Origin of the sequence: Sulfuriroseicoccus oceanibius, assembly GCF_010681825.2 — a bacterium.
In the GTDB taxonomy this organism is placed as follows: domain Bacteria; phylum Verrucomicrobiota; class Verrucomicrobiia; order Verrucomicrobiales; family SLCJ01; genus Sulfuriroseicoccus; species Sulfuriroseicoccus oceanibius.
This window is the reverse complement of record NZ_CP066776.1, coordinates 1,735,662-1,753,776: the sequence shown is the minus strand read 5'-3', so window position 1 is coordinate 1,753,776 and position 18,115 is coordinate 1,735,662. Positions and strand designations below refer to the sequence as shown.

The following is an 18,115-nucleotide window of genomic DNA, read 5'->3' as shown; positions in this document are numbered from 1 at the left end:
AGGCGCATCATAAGATCGAATAACGATTACTTGCGGCGGCGCAAGATCATCGCCAGGCCACCAAGGCCAAGCAGAGCCGCGGAGCTAGGCTCTGGCACAGCCTGAGCGGTCACGTAGGCCACACCAATCGAACCATTGCTGGTCAGGTTGGTCTGGAACGAGTACTCACCCGCTTTCAAGGTGCTCACGTCCGCATTGTCTGCCACTCGCACCAAGCCCAACCCATTGAGCTCGGTAAAGCTCTCGGTGATGGAACCGAAGCCACCGCCACTAAGACTACCCGCCCACGAGAACAGAGTCTTCTCCACGAGTGTGCCCGCAGGTGCAGCGCCGAGATCGATCACACCGCTAATGGTCAAGGCATTACCATTGGCCCACAAGTTGTTCTGCGTTCCTCCCGCCATGGTGAAGCTACCATTGACGCCGAAGTTAAATGTGACCCCGCTGCCGCCAATGCCGAAGGTGCCATTGCCGCCATTGCTGAGAACCGTTCCATTGACATTCCAGATCCCGCCCATATCACCACCACTGCCGCTATAGGCAAGTGATGAACCTTCGGCGAGTTCCAGCTCGGCAAAGTTGCCTGCGACGCCACCGGTATCCTGCACCGTAGCTCCCGCTCCAATGATTACGGTATCCGAACTGGATGGAACCCCATTATCCCAGTTTTCCGCAGTACCCCAAAGACCATCGCCGCCGTTGCCGGTCCAAACGATGGTCGCCGCCTGAGCGCCACCGACCGACATTGCAGCCACGAGCGCCATATTCAGCATGTGTTTCTTCATAGTATTTATGTGCGTGATGTCATGGCCACCCCGGCGATTTACCCGCCAGAGATCCAGTCGCCCTCACCAACACAAAGACGCGCAGTAGAGCGAGCCACAACCGCGCCCCTTAGCACACAAATCAGTCACTTTCCACACCTTCCGCATTCAAACATTGTCCGCCCAAACGGGCATATTTCTCGCCCCTACTTCTCCCATACTCCTTGAGCGACCAGCTGCTTCACGGCAGCTTCAGCCCACCCTCGGTTGGCGGCTGGGCTGGCTGGGCTGGGGTGGAGCACCGTGGCGCACTTCCAGTTGGATTCATCCGTGCGGATGCGCTCGAACTTGGTCGTCGCAAACTTGCCGACGCCCACGCACCATTCCGGGTCGAGCAAATCGACCACCCGGCGCAAATGGTCGAGGCAAGCCTCTTCCACTGGGGCCATCTCCGCGGCGGGCAACTTGTCCGGAGTCCGGTTGCGCGCGCTTTCCTCCATCCACACCAGAGGGCAGAAGTTCACCACAAAATGGTCGGCGAAAAAGTCCGCCGAATTCGGGAACCGCTCGGAGAACAAGCCCCACAACCGCCGACCACTCACTTCCGAGCGCTTGCAATCAAACCCATCAATCACCCGCTTGGGGTGCTCGTTCTCCGGTTTCCCCACTTCCTCGCGGATCCCAATCCAATCGCGCACCGCCGGAATCTCGCCAAAAGGCACACCGGTCTGTGCCATTCCCCACGGCCCTGGGTTCATCCCGAGAAACAAAACCCGCTTTCGCCCAGCCCCACACCGCCGCAAATACGCCTCATGCGGAGCCCAGGCATAGTCCAACGGCTGGTAAACGTGAGTCACCGGCGCACCAAAACGCAAACCGGAAAGCGCCTCGCACAATGCACGGGCGGCAGCCACCAAGCCATCGGCAATCACATCGGAATCAAAAGAAGAATTGTCAGGCATCTCATCACTCGATCGCCGCTGGATGAAATCAAGACAAGAAAGAAATCAGCCAACTGTGGCAGAGCTCAAATTCTTGATTTAGACTGCCCGTCTGATCCCCATTCAGATCACCCCTCCCACGAGCCCGCACGCACTCTCACCGAAATGTCCACACCCGACACCTCCCACCTCGAATCCGTCCCCGCTTCCGCATGGTCCGCTGATGATTCCGCGGCGCTCTATGGCATCACCGATTGGGGCAACAACTTCTTCTCCGTCAGCGATGCCGGCGAGGTGACCGTGCGCCTGCGAGACGGCAAAAAACGCAGTGAAGTGCCCATCGCCAGCATCATCGACGGCTTGCGCGACCGCGGCACTGACTTCCCTGTGTTGTTACGTTTCCGCGACCTGCTCCACGACCGCATATCCGAGCTCAACCAGTCGTTCCGCACCGCCATCGCCGACTCCAACTATCAAGGCGACTACCGCGGCGTGTACCCGATCAAGGTCAACCAGCAACGCCAGGTCATCGAGGAGATCACCGCGTTCGGAAAACGCTTCCACTACGGACTCGAGGCCGGATCGAAACCCGAGCTCATCGCCGCCCTCGCCCACATGCACGACGAGGAGGCCTACCTCATTTGCAACGGCTACAAGGATGAAGAATTCATCGACCTGGCGCTGACCGCGCGCAAGATGGGCCTGCAAGTCATCATCGTGCTCGAAATGCCCAGCGAGCTCAACCTGGTCATTGAGCGCGCGGAGAAACTCGGCATCCGCCCATTGCTCGGAGTCCGCGCCCGCCTCGCCACCAAGAGCGAAGGAAAATGGCAGGAATCCGCCGGCGACAAATCCGTCTTCGGTCTCAGCGCCTCACAGATCATCGAAACCGTCGACCAACTCAAGGAAAGCGGCTACATCGACTGCCTCACATTGCTCCACTACCACCAGGGTAGCCAGATCCCGAACATCCGCGCCATCCGCGAAGCCGCCACCGAGGCCACCCGCATGTACATCGACCTCGTCAAGGAAGGCGCCCCGATGGGCATCCTCGACACCGGAGGCGGCCTCGCCGTCGACTACGATGGCTCGCACACCGACTTCCCCGCCTCGTGTAACTACACCATCAGCGAATACTGCGCGGACCTCGTAGAGGTCATCGGCCAAACCTGCACGGCCGAGAACATCGAACACCCGACCATCATCTCGGAATCCGGCCGTGCGGTCGTCGCCTACTACTCGGTGCTCGTTTTCAACATTCTCGACGTCACCAAGTTCCAACTCGACGACACCCCACCAACTCCACCGGCCACCATGTCGCCGACGCTCAAGAACCTCATCGACGTCGCCGAAAACATCTCCACCGACTCGCTGCAGGAGAACTTCAACGACGCGACCTACTACCGTGACCAAATCCGTGAAATGCACGTCCACGGCCGGGTCAGCCTGCGCGAACGCGGATACGCCGAGCATTTGTTCTGGAACATTGTCACCAAGATCACGCGACGTCTCAGCGAACTCGAGTTCGTCCCGGAAGAACTCGCCGAACTGCGCAGCCAAACCCACGATTACTACTACGGTAACTTCAGCTTGTTCCAATCGCTGCCGGACTCGTGGGCCATTGACCAGCTCTTCCCGATCATGCCGATCCACCGCTTGGCCGAGAAACCAACCCAACAGGCCGTGCTCGCAGACATCACCTGCGACTGCGATGGCAAGATCGACCGCTTCGTCGACCGTCGTGACGTCGCCCACACCCTGCCACTGCACCCGATCCAGCCGGACGACACAGGCTACTGCATCGGTGTCTTCCTCGTCGGTGCCTATCAGGAAACCCTCGGCGACCTGCACAACCTCCTCGGCGACACCAATGTCGTCGGCGTCCACCTCGAAAACGGCAAACCCGTCTACTCCCACGAAGTGGAAGGCGACACCGTCGCCGACGTGCTCTCGTACGTGGAATACGAACCAAAAGTGCTGGTCGAGAAGTTCCGCTCGTTCGCCGAAAACGCAGTGAACTCTGGAAAAATCACCCCGCGTGAAAGGAAGGAAGTAATGAAGAGCTACCGCCACGGACTGGATGGGTACACCTACTTCGAGAGCGATATCTGATTGAAACAATCCTTATCGATGTCGATATCGATATCCTCATCGAACCGATCTTTCGCGGAAGCCCCCACCATTACCAGTCGATCGCGACTGCGATATCGATATCGATGAGGAAGCGCTTGTAGCGCGACAGCTGATAGGTTCCTCACCTATCACTTGAAAACCCGCGTCCTCCGAGAGCTGTCAACATCGCTCCGATTCGATCCAGTTCCCGTTTGCGGAACTCACTATCTTGAAGGTCCAAGCCCCCTATGGCGACCAACACATCCTGGATGCTCGCACATTCAAAAACAGAGCCCCTCGCGATCTCAAAAAACTTGCGGCGATCCGCTTTTGAGCCCTTCCCATTCCCCTCCGCTATGTTCAGCGGAATCGATTGACTCGCTCGAAGCCATTGATCGCGAGTAAACCGCCGGGAACCATTCAGAGATTCACACTTCTCGTAAACCCAGCCAACGTACCCAATCGCAAGCTGATACACATCCAGTTGTTCGTGACCAAAAGCCATACCGAAAACCTAACAACAAGCCACACCAAACACAACACAATCCCCGCCCTTCACTCCCCCACAAAGTTCACCACCCGGTAGAACCTGCGCTCGTGCTCTGACGCATCAGGGTCAATCAAATCCACCAGCGCCCCATCCCCGGCGACCGGACCGTCAATCAACGTCCAGCCACCGCTTGCGAGGCCGTCATTCGCTTCCAGCGCATATCCTCTTCCCACCGCCGTTTGCACCCCGACATGGAAGCCATCGATCTCGTGGATCATGTGGCGGATACCCGGTGGGCTGATCGTCGTCGTCATCTCCACTGGCGGCGATCCCTGATTGTGCAACCAAAGCTCCCAGATCGCATTCCCCCAGTCTTTGAGTGTGGTGAAAAATGGATCGCTCGCCACGATGTACGCTGCCGGTTCACCGCTCGGCGACGGGCTCACCAAGGTCGATGCCGTGCCATTGATCTCATCCCGCAAGAAGCGAACGTATTCAAGTGACGTGGTTTGGTAGTACAAGCGAGCATCCCACGTCACCGTTCCCGCAGGTTTGTCGAAATAGACATCGTGATAGCCGCCCGCATACTCGACCTCACTGAAGTAATCCAACGCATCCTCACCGCCCTTCCGAGGCTGGGCCAACCTGGCCGACGCCGCATCGCTATTGAACCCTTTCGGCGGGATCCGGTTGTCCTTGTAGCGATCCGTGGCCAGCACCATGTGGAAGCTCGCCGTCTCCCCCGTCAGGTCGCTTTGCATCTTCGCTTCAAACACCAAATCATCGCGATCGCGCTGCAGCACACCACCTGAGACGTAACTAGGCACGCCCTCCGCATCGCGGCTGACCACCAAAGGTTCGTACGCATTGAGTTCTCCGATCACTTCATTCGCCGCATCGTAAAACCGCACGTTCACCCACATCCGACGCCCCTCGGGAAAGCCGGAGATCAACTTGTGTCCGGTGTTGTTATAGATCCTCAGACCAGCCGTTGCGACCGAATCCGCGACCGGCATCATCGTGGCCGCCCGCCCGAGGTTCTGCTCCGCACGGTCCGCGGCCTGCGCCAACGCCGCCCCCACACCTTGCAATCCGCCCACATCGATCACGGCTCCCGGATAGCGGCTTCCACTCAGCAACGCGTAGTTGAACGCATCACGATCCGGGTTGTCCGCCGATTGGTCCAGGCTCGCCAAGATCCTACCTACCCAGACGTTACCTCCGGTAAGGTCATGAACGCGCAAATCATTGCGGATCGGCACATTATTCTTGTTACACGCCCGCCCCACTGCAGTCGACATGTGGCAGTCCTGGCAGGTGCCGGCACTTCCCACCCCGATCTCCGCAAACGGCGCATTGGTAGGAGCTCCGCCTGGAGCAGCGTACGCGCTGAGCAAGAACTCACTGAACGTGCGCTCCAAGTGAAAATACGTCGCAGCCGACTGGGACTCACTGGTTCCCGCACCGATCACCACGTTGGCCAACGCAGGGTTCGATACATCGTGACAAGTCGCGCACTGGTATGGCCCTTTATGGAAACGGGAATAATAGACCGAGTGACTCTTCGGTTCGGCATCCGGCCGGTTCCCCCGTTTGATATTCGGATCAGGCTCCATGAAAAACTGCCCCGAAGTCGCTTCGATATACCCCGGTAGGTCGCCCGATCCATAATGCACCGGCATCTCGGTTGAGGCGTCGATAAACCCACTGCCATCAAACAACTTGGAAGCTGAAATCACTGTCACGTCGCGGGCATAAGTCGTGTCCGCTGCCGCAATTGCCACCGGATCCGTCTCCTCGGGCACCAACGGCAACTGCCGCCGAGCCACCACCGGATCCACCATTTGGTGACAAGTCGAGCAGTTCACTCCCTCAAGATCTCCCTGCGACGGCTCGAGCGCCGTCAGGTTCGGCGGGTCGCTGCGTCCGCCCAGCCATCCGACCGGAGCATGACACCGCACGCACAAGTCGCCGGCATTGGCATTTCCGAGCAACCAGATCGAGTCCTGCAATGCCACCACCACGCTGGCCATCCACAACGGGTCGCGTCCGGCCTGCGCCATCATCGATCCCTGCCACGTCGTGCCGGGTTCGACCAATAAATCATAGCCACTGTGGCAGTTCATGCACTGCCCCACTCCCTCGATCGACACCCCATCCGCCGGCTGGGTCCCCGGCATGAAGACCAAGTCATCCTCGCTCACCGGAAGAGGTGTCCAAGCAAACCCAATACCGAACAATGCACCGCAGGCACCTGCGGCCATCCAGCGGAAAATTGATGCATTGGCCATGGGTCTGATCCTCCCCGAACCCGAATTATAGCCGCTAGCCCAATAGAATTAAAGACAACTCCTTCCGAGATTCCGTCACCATTCCCGCACCAGCTACCGCCCGGCTACTTTGCCAGCTTCTCCAGAGCTTCAATGTACTCACCGAGCCCGGCATTTTGAGAGACCTCCTGCGCCTTTTTAGCCGCCTCGACCGCTCGCTGGTAGTACCCACGCCCCGCCTGCAACTGCGCCAGCCCGACCCACGCCTCATAGGCAACACTTTCGTCCATCGCCGCGCGCTCGAACAAAAGCGCCGAGCGCTCCGGATCACGATCACCCAGCTCCCGGGCAAGCACGAGCTGCGACTCCCCATCGGTCGGATCTTTGGCAATCAATTGCTCTAGCACAGCGACCGCCCGATCCTCCCGCTCGCGTTGGAGATCAATCCGTGCCCGCGTACGCAGAAAGTCCGCTGAGCCCTCGATCGCATCGGCATAGCGCTTCTCAACCGCCTCAACAACCGGCTCGGCCAACTCCACCTGCCCGCCGCGCACCAAATGCGCCAACGGCCGGACGACCGACTCCAAAGGAGCGGCCGGCTCGCGCATCACCGCCGCCAGCAACACATCCCTCGCCCGCTCGCCCGCATCGGTGCGCAAATACAACGATGCCAAAAAGAGCAAGTCCTCCGCAGCAAGATCGACCGCCCCATCACCCGACGCCGCCCTCATCAATCGCCGCGCCAACTCGACATTCACAATCGCATCGTCATCGCGATCCGCCGCCGCCATCATCTGCGCCTGCATCAGCAAATAGGAAGGCTCGGCAGGACGCGCCGCAATCACTTCATCCAGCAGAGCCACCGCCTCTGCCGATCGCTCCAACTGCGCCAACGCCTGGGCAATCCCCGCCATCCACTCGACGGCCTCGGGCTGCGTCAACTGCGCCTGCCGATACGCCTGCAACGCAGAGGCATACTCCCCCCGGTTGAGGCGCAAATAGCCGAGCATTCCCAGAGTCGTGCCGTCCATGTCCCCCAAACGCACCGCCTCCACCATGGGCTTCAAGGCAGCGTCGTTGCGGCCCGCGCGGATCAACGCAATCCCCAGGTTGCGATGTGCACGACGGAATGAAGGGAAGCTCTCAATCGCCTTCTCAAAGGCATCGATCGCGTCCTCTGTTTTACCCAACTCGAAGCACACATTGCCCAGATTAAAAAACAGCGCTGCCGTCGGGGACTCGTTCAGAGCCTGACTCAACTTCGCCGCGGCATCGTCCCGCTTCCCATCTGCCATTAACTTCTGCACGTCGACCAACACTCCGCGCTCGGCACTGGTCAAAGTCGGTTCGATCCTCGCTTCCGGCCGGTACGATCCATTGAACGACGCCACAAACGAAGGATCACTCCATATCGCGCAGTTCAGCGGCAATGGCTTGTCGTCCGCATGGATCGAGCCCACACCGGCGAAAAGCGACAAAAGAAGGATTGCTGGTACTCGCATAACTAAAATATCTAACGGTTGATCGTGATTGGCCACAGCATGATGGCCTTCACCTTTTTCCCTCCGGCTTGCGGTGGCGTGAATCGCGCACCATTAGCGATGCGCTTGGCTGCATCCACAAAAGCCGGGTGTGATGAGCGCACGACGCTGTGGAGCGAGCTCTTGCCATTGGTATCGATGATCACGCGCACCAACACCTGGCCCGAGCGCATTGACCGTGGGGCGTCCAATGGGAACCGTACCTTCGGACTGAAGATGAGCCGCGGTTTTCCATCGAGCTGCTTGAGACTCATCGGCGCGTCCGGACGCACCACCGGCGCCGGATTCACAGGTCTAGGTGCGGGTTTTGCCACCACTTTTGGCGGCGCCTCCGCAGGCAACTCCGCCACCGAAGCGTCCAGAGCAAAGGTGTCCACGCTCAGCCGCGGGTCCAGCGGCACGTCCGCCACAGGCAGCGCGGGCATGGCTAGGTCCTGGGTGATTTGCAACTCGGGCAAGGCGACAGGCGGTGGCGGTTGGTCGGCTGGGTTTTCCGGTGGTGGTGGCGGCGGCGGTGGCGGGAGCTGCGAGGCATCAATGACCTCCACTTCCTGCAACACAACCACCTCGGGACGCCCGGCCTCCGCCAGGATCCGCGTCGCCACAATCAGGCCGAGGATGGCCAGTGTGGCGGCGAGTCCAATCGCGTAGGTGAAAAGCCGGGTGCGCATGGTCTGGAAAATCGAAAATCAATCCGCAGTGGCCAGCGAGACCTTGGCCCCAGCCAGCTTCGCAGCGTCAACCACCTGCATTACCGCTCCGTAGTTAGATGCGGTATCCCCCTGGATAATTACCGGCGTATTCTCGTCCTGCTGGAGTTTGCGGCTAATAATCGCACGGATCCCCTCCACGCTCATCACGCGGTTGGCGTACCAAATTTCCCCATTCTGCGTCACCGCAACATAAATGGCTTCGGTCTCCAACGTCTCGGCCGATGCGGCACGCGGTTTGTTCACCTCCACCCCCGGTTCGTCGATGAACACCGTCGTGACGATGAAGAAGATCAGCAAAATGAACACCACATCGATCAACGGAGAAATGTCGATCGATGCGGAATTCCCCCCGCTCCCCTGAAAATCTCTGAACCTACGCATGTCTGCACATTAAATTAACTGCTCCAAACGAACTGCCGTCAGCTCATGCCGTTTCGCGTTGAGCTGACTTGCACCCCGGAGATCTGCAGCAGTGATACCATCTTGTTCATCATGTAAATCCTGTCTAAAACCACTCATCGTCACGCCCCCTCCCGCACCGCGGCGCGCGCTTGATACATTCGGCTGTGCAACATCGCCTCGACCCTCGACAACTGATGCGCGAGCAAGCCCAACAAGAACGCAGCGGGAATCGACACCACCAGCCCGGCCTGGGTCGTCACCAGCGCTTGGGAAATCCCATTGGAGATCTTGTCGATGGGCGCGGCATTCCCCCCTGTGGCAAGGCCGGCAAAGGTGACCAACATTCCCGCCACCGTGCCCAGCAACCCAGTCAACGGAGCCGCCGCCACCAGCACTCCGATAAATGGCACCCGCCGCTGGACATACGCGACTTTGTCCAACTCGAAGCCGGCAAATGCCGCACTCACCTGGTTCGGTGATTCCATCAGCTCCAACTGCGAACCAATCTCGTCGGGCAACCCGCGCTTCCTGATCGCCAGCAGTGGGATCAAGGTCGCCCACGCGTTGGCGAGCATCGTAAAAAGCACGATCGAAATCACCACCAGCCCCCATAACGCGAACCCGCCCTCATCGAACATCACGCGCAACTCATTCCACCACGCGGCCATCACGCCACCTCCTTCCCGCGCACCCGCAAGCCATTCACAAACGTGATCCCCAGTCGCTCGGAAGTCTGCAGAATGCCATGACAACGGCGCGATAGCAGTGCGTGAATCACCAGCGAAGGGATCGCCACCACCAGGCCGAACAAGGTCGTGATCAACGCTTCCGAAATCCCGCCTGCCAATGACTTCGCATCGCCGGAGCCAAACAACGTGATCAAATCGAAGGTGCTGATCATCCCGGACACAGTCCCCAACAGCCCGAGCAACGGCGCGGTGGCCGCCGTGATCGCAATGAACGGCAACCAGGATTGCAACGAAGACTGCACTCCAATCATTTTCTCGTAAATCACCTCCTCGACCACATCCGCTCCGGCATCGACCCGTTCGAGCGCGGCGGTCAGCATTTCAGACGCCGGAAAGTTAGGCTCAGCCGCGAGCTCACGCGCACGGTCCATCTCGCCGGCCCGCACGTTTTCCAGAAGCCCCGCCACCCAGCCATCGCGGGGTGCCTTCATGCGCGCGATCTGCAGCCACTTCGCGACCGCCGACACCAAGGAAACCGCAGCAATCAGCAAGATAGGCCATACCCAGACACCGCCCTTACGGATCAACTCCAGCGGCCCGCTTTGTAGTTGCTCGAGCTCGACAGCCCGCCCCCCGGTGAAGTCCAGAGCCAACTCCGCTTCCCCGCCAGCGAGCAATTGCCGCACCTGCGCCGACTCGTCGCGCAACAACGGCAGCAAATGCGGGTCCGCGCCCTGGGTGGCATCCACCCGAGCCACGGTTGCCCCGTCGTCTGCCACAAACCAGGACTCTGAGCCCAGTACTACGAACTGTCCGTCGGTTAGAGTTCCATCCTGAGCCACCGCCCGCCCGGCGATCACATCCCCGCCCAGCGCGGCTTCGAGCATTTCCACACCAGCCACCAGCGACTCCAGCGGATCGTCCGCCGCATCGAGGCGCTCGCCCAGTGGAGCGAAACGCGGTCCTGCCGCCGCCGTGCGCAGACTCCGCCCGAGATCCGTCAGCAATCCGTCAAAGTAAGTCGCCTCGCGCTGATACGTCGCCAGATCACGCTTGAGATCGCGCAACACCGTATCGCGCTCGGAACGCTCGGCGGTGGCAATTTCCACCATCCGCCTCTTCTCCAACAACTCCGCTTCCACCTTGGCAAACTCCGCCGCTAACTCCGGCTTCTCCGCCGCAATCACATCGCGCTGCGCCGACAACCGCTTCAACGCGTCGGCAAGATCCGCGCGCGCCGCCTCGGCCGCAGCACTCAATTGCCTGGCACCATCATCGGCCGCACCAACCACAGGCGACGCCACCCACAGCACGCCAAGTGCCGCCGCCATCATGCCTCGAAAAATCTGAGTTCGTCTCATCTTCGTATCCCCACTGAATTCTAGTTCTCAACCCCTACCGGCAAGCTGACTAACTCAGGCCGCCCCTCATCCCGGGTAATCTCAATTGCCCGCCGCACCTGCGCCCCCAATCCATCGCGCTCCACAAATTGCCATCCCTCCGCCGCCGGCACTGCCACTCCGGCCACCTTGCCATCGCCCGAAACAAAGAACGCCCGGGCCAAGCCCAGGTACATCACTTCCACCTGACGGTCGACTCCTCCAATCGCGTGCACCTCGTTCGCCACCGTGATCGATTGATCAAACTTCGCCGCTGCCGTTACCACCGACGCCATCGACTGCAACAGCCCCTGCGTCTCCTCCACCGCATCCAGCGCCTCCACCTGCTCGAGCGCGGACTCCAGCTCCTCCTGCAATGGCTGCGGCAATCGCTGCCCAAGTGCCACCATCCGCGGACGCAACGACTCCAACTTCCGAGCCAACGCATCGCGATCCACCCGCAACCCCGACAACTCATCACTCAATCGGTCCTTTTCTTGTAAATACCCATCCGCAGACGCTCCCGCCTGACTCAAAAATTCTCCCAACCGTTCCAACTCCACCGCGTGCAATCCAAGCAACCGCGTCATCCGCTCACGCGCCTCCTCCCAGTCCGCAGCCTCCCGCGAAATCAGCCTCTCGGTCTCCACCCATTGCCGCACCAACTCACGCGCCGGCTCGTTACCAGAAGGCGCAGGTTCAGCCACCGCAACCCCAGCCCACACCCCGAGGGCGCCCAATGTCGTGAGTAATACGCGCATATCCATATTGAGACAGATTCTCAAAATGGCGCATCCCGTTCCAGAAGCAAGCACCATTGATGGAAAATCAATACCATTCACTATCCGTCCGCGGTCGTCCGGTCGAGAATTTCCCTCCACAAGCCACCGGATCCGATTGCGCCCCGCGCGATCCTCTGAAATGGTCAACCATAACCACCCATGCCTACCCGTCCTATCATCGGTCTTCGTCTCCCACCCCATAGTGGATCCACTGCGATCCGCATCCTTGAAGGCGTTGCGGAGTTCGCACGGGAGCATGGTGCCTGGCAACTGACCACAGAGTCCCTCACCAGCGCCGAACTTGAGCCAACTCAGATTGGCGTCGGCTGGCAGGGCCATGGCGTCATCCTTTACCGCGCCACCGAAGCCGAGCTCGACGACTTCGCCCAACGAGGCATCGCAGTCGTTCTGCTCAGCACAGAAGGTCCCGACCACGACTTCCCGCGCGTTCTGCCGGACAATCAGGAAGCGGGCAAACTGGCGGCGCGGGAACTGCTCGGGCTTGGGCTCTCCTCATTCGCATTCGTCAGTCGGCGTGAAATGACCTCGTACACCTCTGGTTATGAGCCGGCTTTCCGCTACTACGCCCGCGAGCGGCTGGCAGGCTTCAAAGCAGAGCTGCAGCGCCACGGGCATTCTCCGTCGGTCCATTACCTTCCAGATGTCATGCGCGAACCCGGCGAAACATGGCAATCACTTGAAGCGTCAATGGCCTCATTGCTCACTCAATTGCCGCATCGCACGGGATTGTTCGCCGTCGACGACATGCTCGCCAACGTCGCGTTGCGCGCGGCTGGGCGCGAAGGCATCATCGTGCCCGACGCAATCTCTGTCATCAGCTTCGGCGACGATCCCTTTTTGTGCCACGCGTCCACCCCATCGCTGACCAGCATTGGATATCCGGCGCACACCATTGGCTACAAGGCCGCCCATCTGCTTGCTGAGCAAATGGAGCACGGACCGAATGATCACAGCTCGCCCCGCGTTCCGCCGGATCCGGTCACCACCCGCGAGTCGACCGCCCCACTCGCCATCGACGACCCAGAAACCGCACGCCTCGTCCGCTGGATCCGGGAAATGGCACCCAACCATCCAATCCAAGTCGCCGACTTGGAAAAGGAATCGGATTGGTCACTCAGTACCATCAAGCAACGGATCAAATCCCACCTCGGCCACGGCCCGAAAACCGAGATCAAACGCGTCCGCCTGACCCACCTCACCACGCTGATCCAGGACTCTGAAAAATCACTCGGCGAAATCGCCGCCGCGATGCGCTTCTCCTCCGCCCACGAAATGAGCCGCTTCTTCCAGCGAGAAACAGGAGAGAGCCCAACCAGCTACCGCAGCCGTAACCGTAATCATTAACCCACCGCCGACCCCGCCCCCAGGGATCCTCGGAGAAAACCACGAAGATTGCCCAGTCCCTTGCTTCATCAAGAATCCAGTGGCAACCTGCACCCAGATTCATGAGCACAGATTCCACATCATCCCACCCGGCATTGGCCAGCGTCGACGAACTCCTCGATGAAGTCCGCGCCGGACGCATGGTCATCATTACCGACGACGAAGCCCGCGAAAACGAAGGCGACCTGGTAATGGCTGCCGAACTGGTGACTCCCGAGGCGATCAATTTCATGGCAACCCACGGCCGCGGACTCATCTGTGCTCCTGTCACCAGCGAGCGCGCACGCGCCCTCGGCATGCCACCCATGGTGCAAAACAACCGCGAAAGCCAGCGCACACGCTTCACCGTCTCGGTCGATGCCGCAAAAGACATCACCACCGGCATCAGCGCGCCCGACCGTGCCGCAACGATCAAAATCCTCGCCGATCCCTACTCTAACGAGAACGACCTGGTCCAACCCGGCCACGTCTTCCCGCTCGACGCCCTGGACGGCGGCGTGCTGCGCCGCGCCGGCCACACCGAAGCCGCAGTCGACCTCGCCCGCATGGCAGGCCTCCAGCCCGCTGGCGTGATCTGTGAGATCATGAACGAAGACGGATCGATGGCCCGCCTGCCCGAACTGCTCAAGTTCGCCGAGAAGCACAACCTCAAAGTCGGCACCATCAAGTCGCTCATCGAATACCGCAGCGAGCGCGAGGTTCTGATCGAAAAGGACGAAGACATCAAACTTCCTACCGACTGGGGCGATTTCCAACTTCACCTCTACCACTCGAAGATCGATGGTGGCCACCACCTGGCTCTGGTCAAAGGCGAGATCAAAGAAGACGAACCTGTGCTGGTGCGCGTTCACAGCGAATGCCTCACCGGCGATGTCTTCATGTCCCAGCGCTGCGACTGCGGCGGCCAGCTTCACGCCGCGATGCAACAGATCGAGAACGAAGGCACCGGCGTCTTACTCTACATGCGTCAGGAAGGCCGCGGTATCGGTCTCCCAGCCAAGATCAAAGCCTACAAGCTCCAAGAGCAAGGCCTCGACACCGTGGAAGCCAACGAAAAGCTCGGCTACCCGGCCGACCTGCGCGACTACGGCACCGGCGCCCAGATCCTCCACGACCTCGGCGTGCGCAAGATCCGCCTGATGACCAACAATCCGAAAAAGATCGTCGGCATCGGAGGCCACCAACTCGAAGTGGTCGAACAAGTGCCAATCGTTCAGTGCCCGAACGAGCACAATGCGAAATACCTTCAAACCAAGAAGGACCGCATGGGCCACATGTTCTAGGCCGAATGCGAACAACGCATAGAGAACTCTCTCAGCAAGACGCCCCGTCCAATTTACAGGATGGGGCGTTTTCTTTGCACAACAGGCCTCACGGCGAAATAAGACCTCGACAGAACCCTCCCGACCTCGTTACGGCTGGCTCTCCCCTATGCTAACCGAAGCCGAGATCCCCGTACGAAAATCCGCTAGAAAACTACCGAACCTCAGCGCCCCCAAAAAGGAAGCCGCCCCACCATCACGCCAACATATCGTCAGTCTCGATGTGCTGCGGGCAGTTGCCGCGCTTCTGGTACTACTCAGCCACTGGGCGTCGCTCCGCCTCCCTGGCAACATTCCCGCATTTGAAGAAGTCGGTCGTCTCGGAGTCGATATCTTCTTCATCCTCAGCGGATACTTGATCTACCAAACGATCTCGCGCCCGAAAGAGTTCCAACTCAAACGCTATCTCAACTCGAGATCGCGCCGCATCCTTCCAGCCTACTGGTTCTCGTTGCTGATCATTGTCGCAGTCGTCAAGGCACGCTGGATCTCTGACGGCAGCAGTTGGACCAACGTCGTTGCCCACATCCCGCTGATCCACGCATTCTTCAAGGAGTCCGTACTCGCCATCAACAGCCCCTACTGGACACTCTCCCACGAGTGGTTCTTCTACGGTCTGATGGCGCTGGCCGCCGCCCCGATCCGCACGGGCAAACCGTGGCGCATCGTCGCAACATTGGTGCTCGTTGGGTTCGCCTACCGCCTCGCTCTCACCAATGATTGGGTGAACTTCGGCAGCAAACTCTTTCACCCACTCGGCATGCTCACCCACTTCGGGTGCGGTGTGGCCTGCGCCATCCTCGTCGAACGAACCAAGGTCTTGGAAAAACTGAAGCGCCCGAGGGTCGCGCTGGCTGCCCTCCTCGTCGTGCTCGCACTCGGCACTGTGGCAGTCCTGCGCTTCCACGAACATGGCGAGGTGTGGGATCGCAAGCGCTCGATGGTGCTGTGGTTTCCGTTCATCGCCAGCATCCCAATTTCCACGCTGCTTCTGCTCATGGTCTCATGGGATCCCGCCATCGGAAAGTGGCTCAAACGCACACCACTGCCATGGATCGGCACCATCAGCTACAGCCTCTACCTCTGGCACATGCCTGTGATGCAAAACTGGGAAAACGCATTGGAAAAGGCACCCGCCGACTCGTTCATGCACCACCCATTACCCGGCAGCGCACTCATGCTGACCATGATTTTCCTGGTCAGCTCAGCGAGCTACTATTTCATCGAAGCCGCCTTCCTCAGCCCGTCCACCTTGCGCAAACACAGGATCCACGGCCAGAGCGACGGAAAATAGCTGCGGCCTGCTACTATTCTTTAAAGCCGAGCGCAACCAGTGGCTTGCCGCCACCCCATTCGTTGGCAATCTCGCGCAACACAACAGGCTCACCAAAGCGCTTGATGAACTTCTTGCGCTCGGACTTCTTCTCCCAGTCCTTTTTCTCCATCAGAAACACGCGCGGCATCTGGTCAACCGACGACGGCACATTGTCCCACGATGGCCACTCTTCGACCTGCGGCCAGGCATAGAATACAAACGGCTGATACCCGCCTTTGTAGAGCACTGCCTTCTCGTCGGGCTCAAGCAGTGACTTCACCGCCAGTCCGGTCGGTTTGATCTTCTCACGCAACTGAAGGTGCGGCACGGCGGCAAAGACAAAGAACGCCACGACCATCGCCGCCCAAGATCCCGTCACCAGCGTCAAGCGGTCGATCTGTCCCTCGCCATGGATCGCCAGCAGGTGCCACAGAATCCACACGCCGACCACGACCACGCCGCAGCCAACTGCTGTAGTCAGCCGCGCGTCCACCACTGCGAAAAATGGGGCGACCACCGCCGCAATTCCTACCAACAAAAGCAGCCCCCGCAAAACACGACGCCACCAGACCACCAACGACTCACGCCCTGCATCCGCCATCATCGCCACCCCGTGGGTCAGCAACAACGTCGCCGGAACCATCAGCGGCAGCGTAAAGCGCGGACGGCTCGTTGGGATCAATACGATCAACAGGAACGCGATCAACAAGCCCCGCAGCAGCCCGTCGAGCACCAGGTCCTGCTCACGCGATGGAATCCCGACGCGCTCACGGAAACGCGCGAAATACAACATCACCAACGGCACCGCCCAAGGCAGGAAGTTGACCGCCGCCTGGACAATCGCAATCGGCCAGCCAACCCAGCTCACATCGTCGAGCGCAAGCCGGCTGGTGATTTGATCCATCCATGTCCCTGCCGCAGCACCGCCGTCCGAGGTATTGGAGCTGCTCGCCAAAAACCACGGCAAGGCAACCGCCAACTGCACGCCAATTCCAAGCCAATGCGCCGGATGCAATAACGCCTTCTTTTGCTTCTTCGCCCCGAGCAAACAAACCACCAATGCATAGAAAAACACCAAATGGACCGGCCCCTTCGCCAAAATCGCCAGCCCCAACGGCACCGACGGAACGAGCCAATACAGCCAGGGCGACTTCTCCTCACGCCAAAGTAAAAACCACAACAACCAACCAATCCCGAACAACGCAATATAAAGCGGCTCAATCTCAGCCAGCCTCCCCTTTTCCAACATTCCTATGTTGGTCAACAACACCACCCCGGCAAACAAACCGCCGGACAACCCGTACAACCGGCACCCCACGGCGGCAGCCGTCAGCGCCAAGGCGAGCACGGAGAGAACGGAGGGCAAACGCGCGGCCCACTCGGAGTAAGTGCCGGTCACAGAGAAGCTCGCTGCGGCCAACCAGTTCACCAACGGCGGTTTGCGGTGGTAGTCCTCGCCCGCTATCCGCGGCGTGATCCAGTCGCTAGTCTGCATCATTTCCATCCCCGGCAGCACACGCCGTGGCTCCTCGCCCCGCAGTTCAAGAGACGACAATCCGGGAAGATAGATCGCCGCCCAACAAATGACGACTGCGAGGAGAACGTGCCAGGACTTCATAAGGAGAGAAAATTTTCAAGAGCCAGCGGCCCGCATGACCGCACGCGCACCATGGTCGACACCCGCCACTGAATCAAGCCACGCGTACGGGGCTGAGGCTGATTCGTTTTTAAGGAGCCGCAGATGGGCGCAGAGGAACACAGATGGATTTGCCTGCGGCAAGACCTGATGCCCCTCCCTATCGATATCGCCATCCCAATCAATCGCACGCAGAGACGCGGCGACGCAAAGCACGGAGCGCCGGTCTCCAATCCGGCCACTGCCCCCCGCGCGCAGCGCGCTCATCAAAGGAACAATCCGCAATAATCCGCGCCCATCTGCGGTTCCTCTTCATAACCCGCAAAGGCTACCGCGCCCATCGCCTGAAAACTGA

Annotated in this window: 15 protein-coding genes; 4 read left to right on the top strand and 11 right to left on the bottom strand. The window is 59.8% G+C overall.

Annotation, left to right across the window (positions count from 1 at the left end; translation table 11 throughout):
• Positions 1-26 precede the first annotated feature (26 nt).
• Both G3M56_RS07075 and G3M56_RS07070 read right to left on the bottom strand, forming a co-directional pair.
• Positions 27-785, bottom strand: a complete 759-nt coding sequence (locus G3M56_RS07075; protein WP_164361523.1) for a PEP-CTERM sorting domain-containing protein — start codon at positions 783-785, stop codon at positions 27-29.
• A gap of 185 nt (positions 786-970) precedes the next feature.
• Complete coding sequence (locus tag G3M56_RS07070) at positions 971-1,726, bottom strand: uracil-DNA glycosylase family protein (protein WP_235203293.1); 756 nt, start codon at positions 1,724-1,726, stop codon at positions 971-973.
• A gap of 144 nt (positions 1,727-1,870) precedes the next feature.
• Between G3M56_RS07070 and speA the strand changes: the two genes are divergently transcribed.
• Positions 1,871-3,817 (top strand): biosynthetic arginine decarboxylase, encoded by a 1,947-nt coding sequence (gene speA, locus G3M56_RS07065; RefSeq protein WP_164361522.1) that lies wholly within the window; start codon positions 1,871-1,873, stop codon positions 3,815-3,817.
• Between the two features lie 142 nt (positions 3,818-3,959).
• On the opposite strand, the gene G3M56_RS14270 is transcribed toward speA, so the two are convergent.
• From G3M56_RS14270 to G3M56_RS07030, 8 genes are all read right to left on the bottom strand, one after another.
• Positions 3,960-4,322: a four helix bundle protein gene (locus G3M56_RS14270; protein ID WP_164361520.1), complete on the bottom strand. Its 363-nt coding sequence runs from the start codon at positions 4,320-4,322 to the stop codon at positions 3,960-3,962.
• A gap of 50 nt (positions 4,323-4,372) precedes the next feature.
• Positions 4,373-6,598 carry a multiheme c-type cytochrome gene (locus G3M56_RS07060; protein WP_164361519.1) on the bottom strand — a complete coding sequence of 742 codons (2,226 nt, stop codon included), beginning with the start codon at positions 6,596-6,598 and terminating at the stop codon, positions 4,373-4,375.
• A 104-nt stretch (positions 6,599-6,702) separates the two neighbouring features.
• A complete protein-coding gene (locus G3M56_RS07055; protein ID WP_164361517.1) occupies positions 6,703-8,079 on the bottom strand; it encodes a tetratricopeptide repeat protein in 1,377 nt (458 codons plus the stop codon).
• 11 nt (positions 8,080-8,090) lie between these two features.
• Entirely contained in the window at positions 8,091-8,789 is a 699-nt protein-coding gene (locus G3M56_RS07050) for a TonB family protein (RefSeq protein ID WP_164361516.1), read from the bottom strand.
• Positions 8,790-8,807: 18 nt separating this feature from the next.
• Positions 8,808-9,212 (bottom strand): ExbD/TolR family protein, encoded by a 405-nt coding sequence (locus G3M56_RS07045; protein WP_164361514.1) that lies wholly within the window; start codon positions 9,210-9,212, stop codon positions 8,808-8,810.
• A 140-nt stretch (positions 9,213-9,352) separates the two neighbouring features.
• On the bottom strand, positions 9,353-9,901 hold the full coding sequence (locus tag G3M56_RS07040) for a MotA/TolQ/ExbB proton channel family protein (protein ID WP_164361513.1): 549 nt from the start codon (positions 9,899-9,901) through the stop codon (positions 9,353-9,355).
• Complete coding sequence (locus G3M56_RS07035; RefSeq protein ID WP_235203640.1) at positions 9,901-11,283, bottom strand: MotA/TolQ/ExbB proton channel family protein; 1,383 nt, start codon at positions 11,281-11,283, stop codon at positions 9,901-9,903. Before G3M56_RS07035 ends, G3M56_RS07040 begins: the two co-directional genes overlap by 1 nt.
• Positions 11,284-11,303: 20 nt before the next feature.
• Positions 11,304-12,062 carry a DUF3450 family protein gene (locus G3M56_RS07030; protein ID WP_164361511.1) on the bottom strand — a complete coding sequence of 253 codons (759 nt, stop codon included), beginning with the start codon at positions 12,060-12,062 and terminating at the stop codon, positions 11,304-11,306.
• Between the two features lie 180 nt (positions 12,063-12,242).
• On the opposite strand from G3M56_RS07030, the gene G3M56_RS07025 reads away from it, so the two are divergent.
• The 3 genes from G3M56_RS07025 to G3M56_RS07015 all read left to right on the top strand — a co-directional run bounded on the left by G3M56_RS07025 (position 12,243) and on the right by G3M56_RS07015 (position 16,103).
• Entirely contained in the window at positions 12,243-13,448 is a 1,206-nt protein-coding gene (locus G3M56_RS07025) for an AraC family transcriptional regulator (RefSeq protein ID WP_164361509.1), read from the top strand.
• A 101-nt stretch (positions 13,449-13,549) separates the two neighbouring features.
• The gene (locus G3M56_RS07020) at positions 13,550-14,770 is read left to right on the top strand and encodes a bifunctional 3,4-dihydroxy-2-butanone-4-phosphate synthase/GTP cyclohydrolase II (RefSeq protein WP_164361506.1); all 1,221 of its coding nucleotides are present in this window, start codon (positions 13,550-13,552) and stop codon (positions 14,768-14,770) included.
• Between the two features lie 148 nt (positions 14,771-14,918).
• Positions 14,919-16,103, top strand: a complete 1,185-nt coding sequence (locus G3M56_RS07015) for an acyltransferase family protein (protein ID WP_164361504.1) — start codon at positions 14,919-14,921, stop codon at positions 16,101-16,103.
• A gap of 13 nt (positions 16,104-16,116) precedes the next feature.
• Here G3M56_RS07015 and G3M56_RS07010 read toward each other — a convergent pair whose 3' ends face one another.
• Positions 16,117-17,742: an ArnT family glycosyltransferase gene (locus G3M56_RS07010; protein ID WP_164361503.1), complete on the bottom strand. Its 1,626-nt coding sequence runs from the start codon at positions 17,740-17,742 to the stop codon at positions 16,117-16,119.
• Between the last annotated feature and the right edge of the window lie 373 nt (positions 17,743-18,115).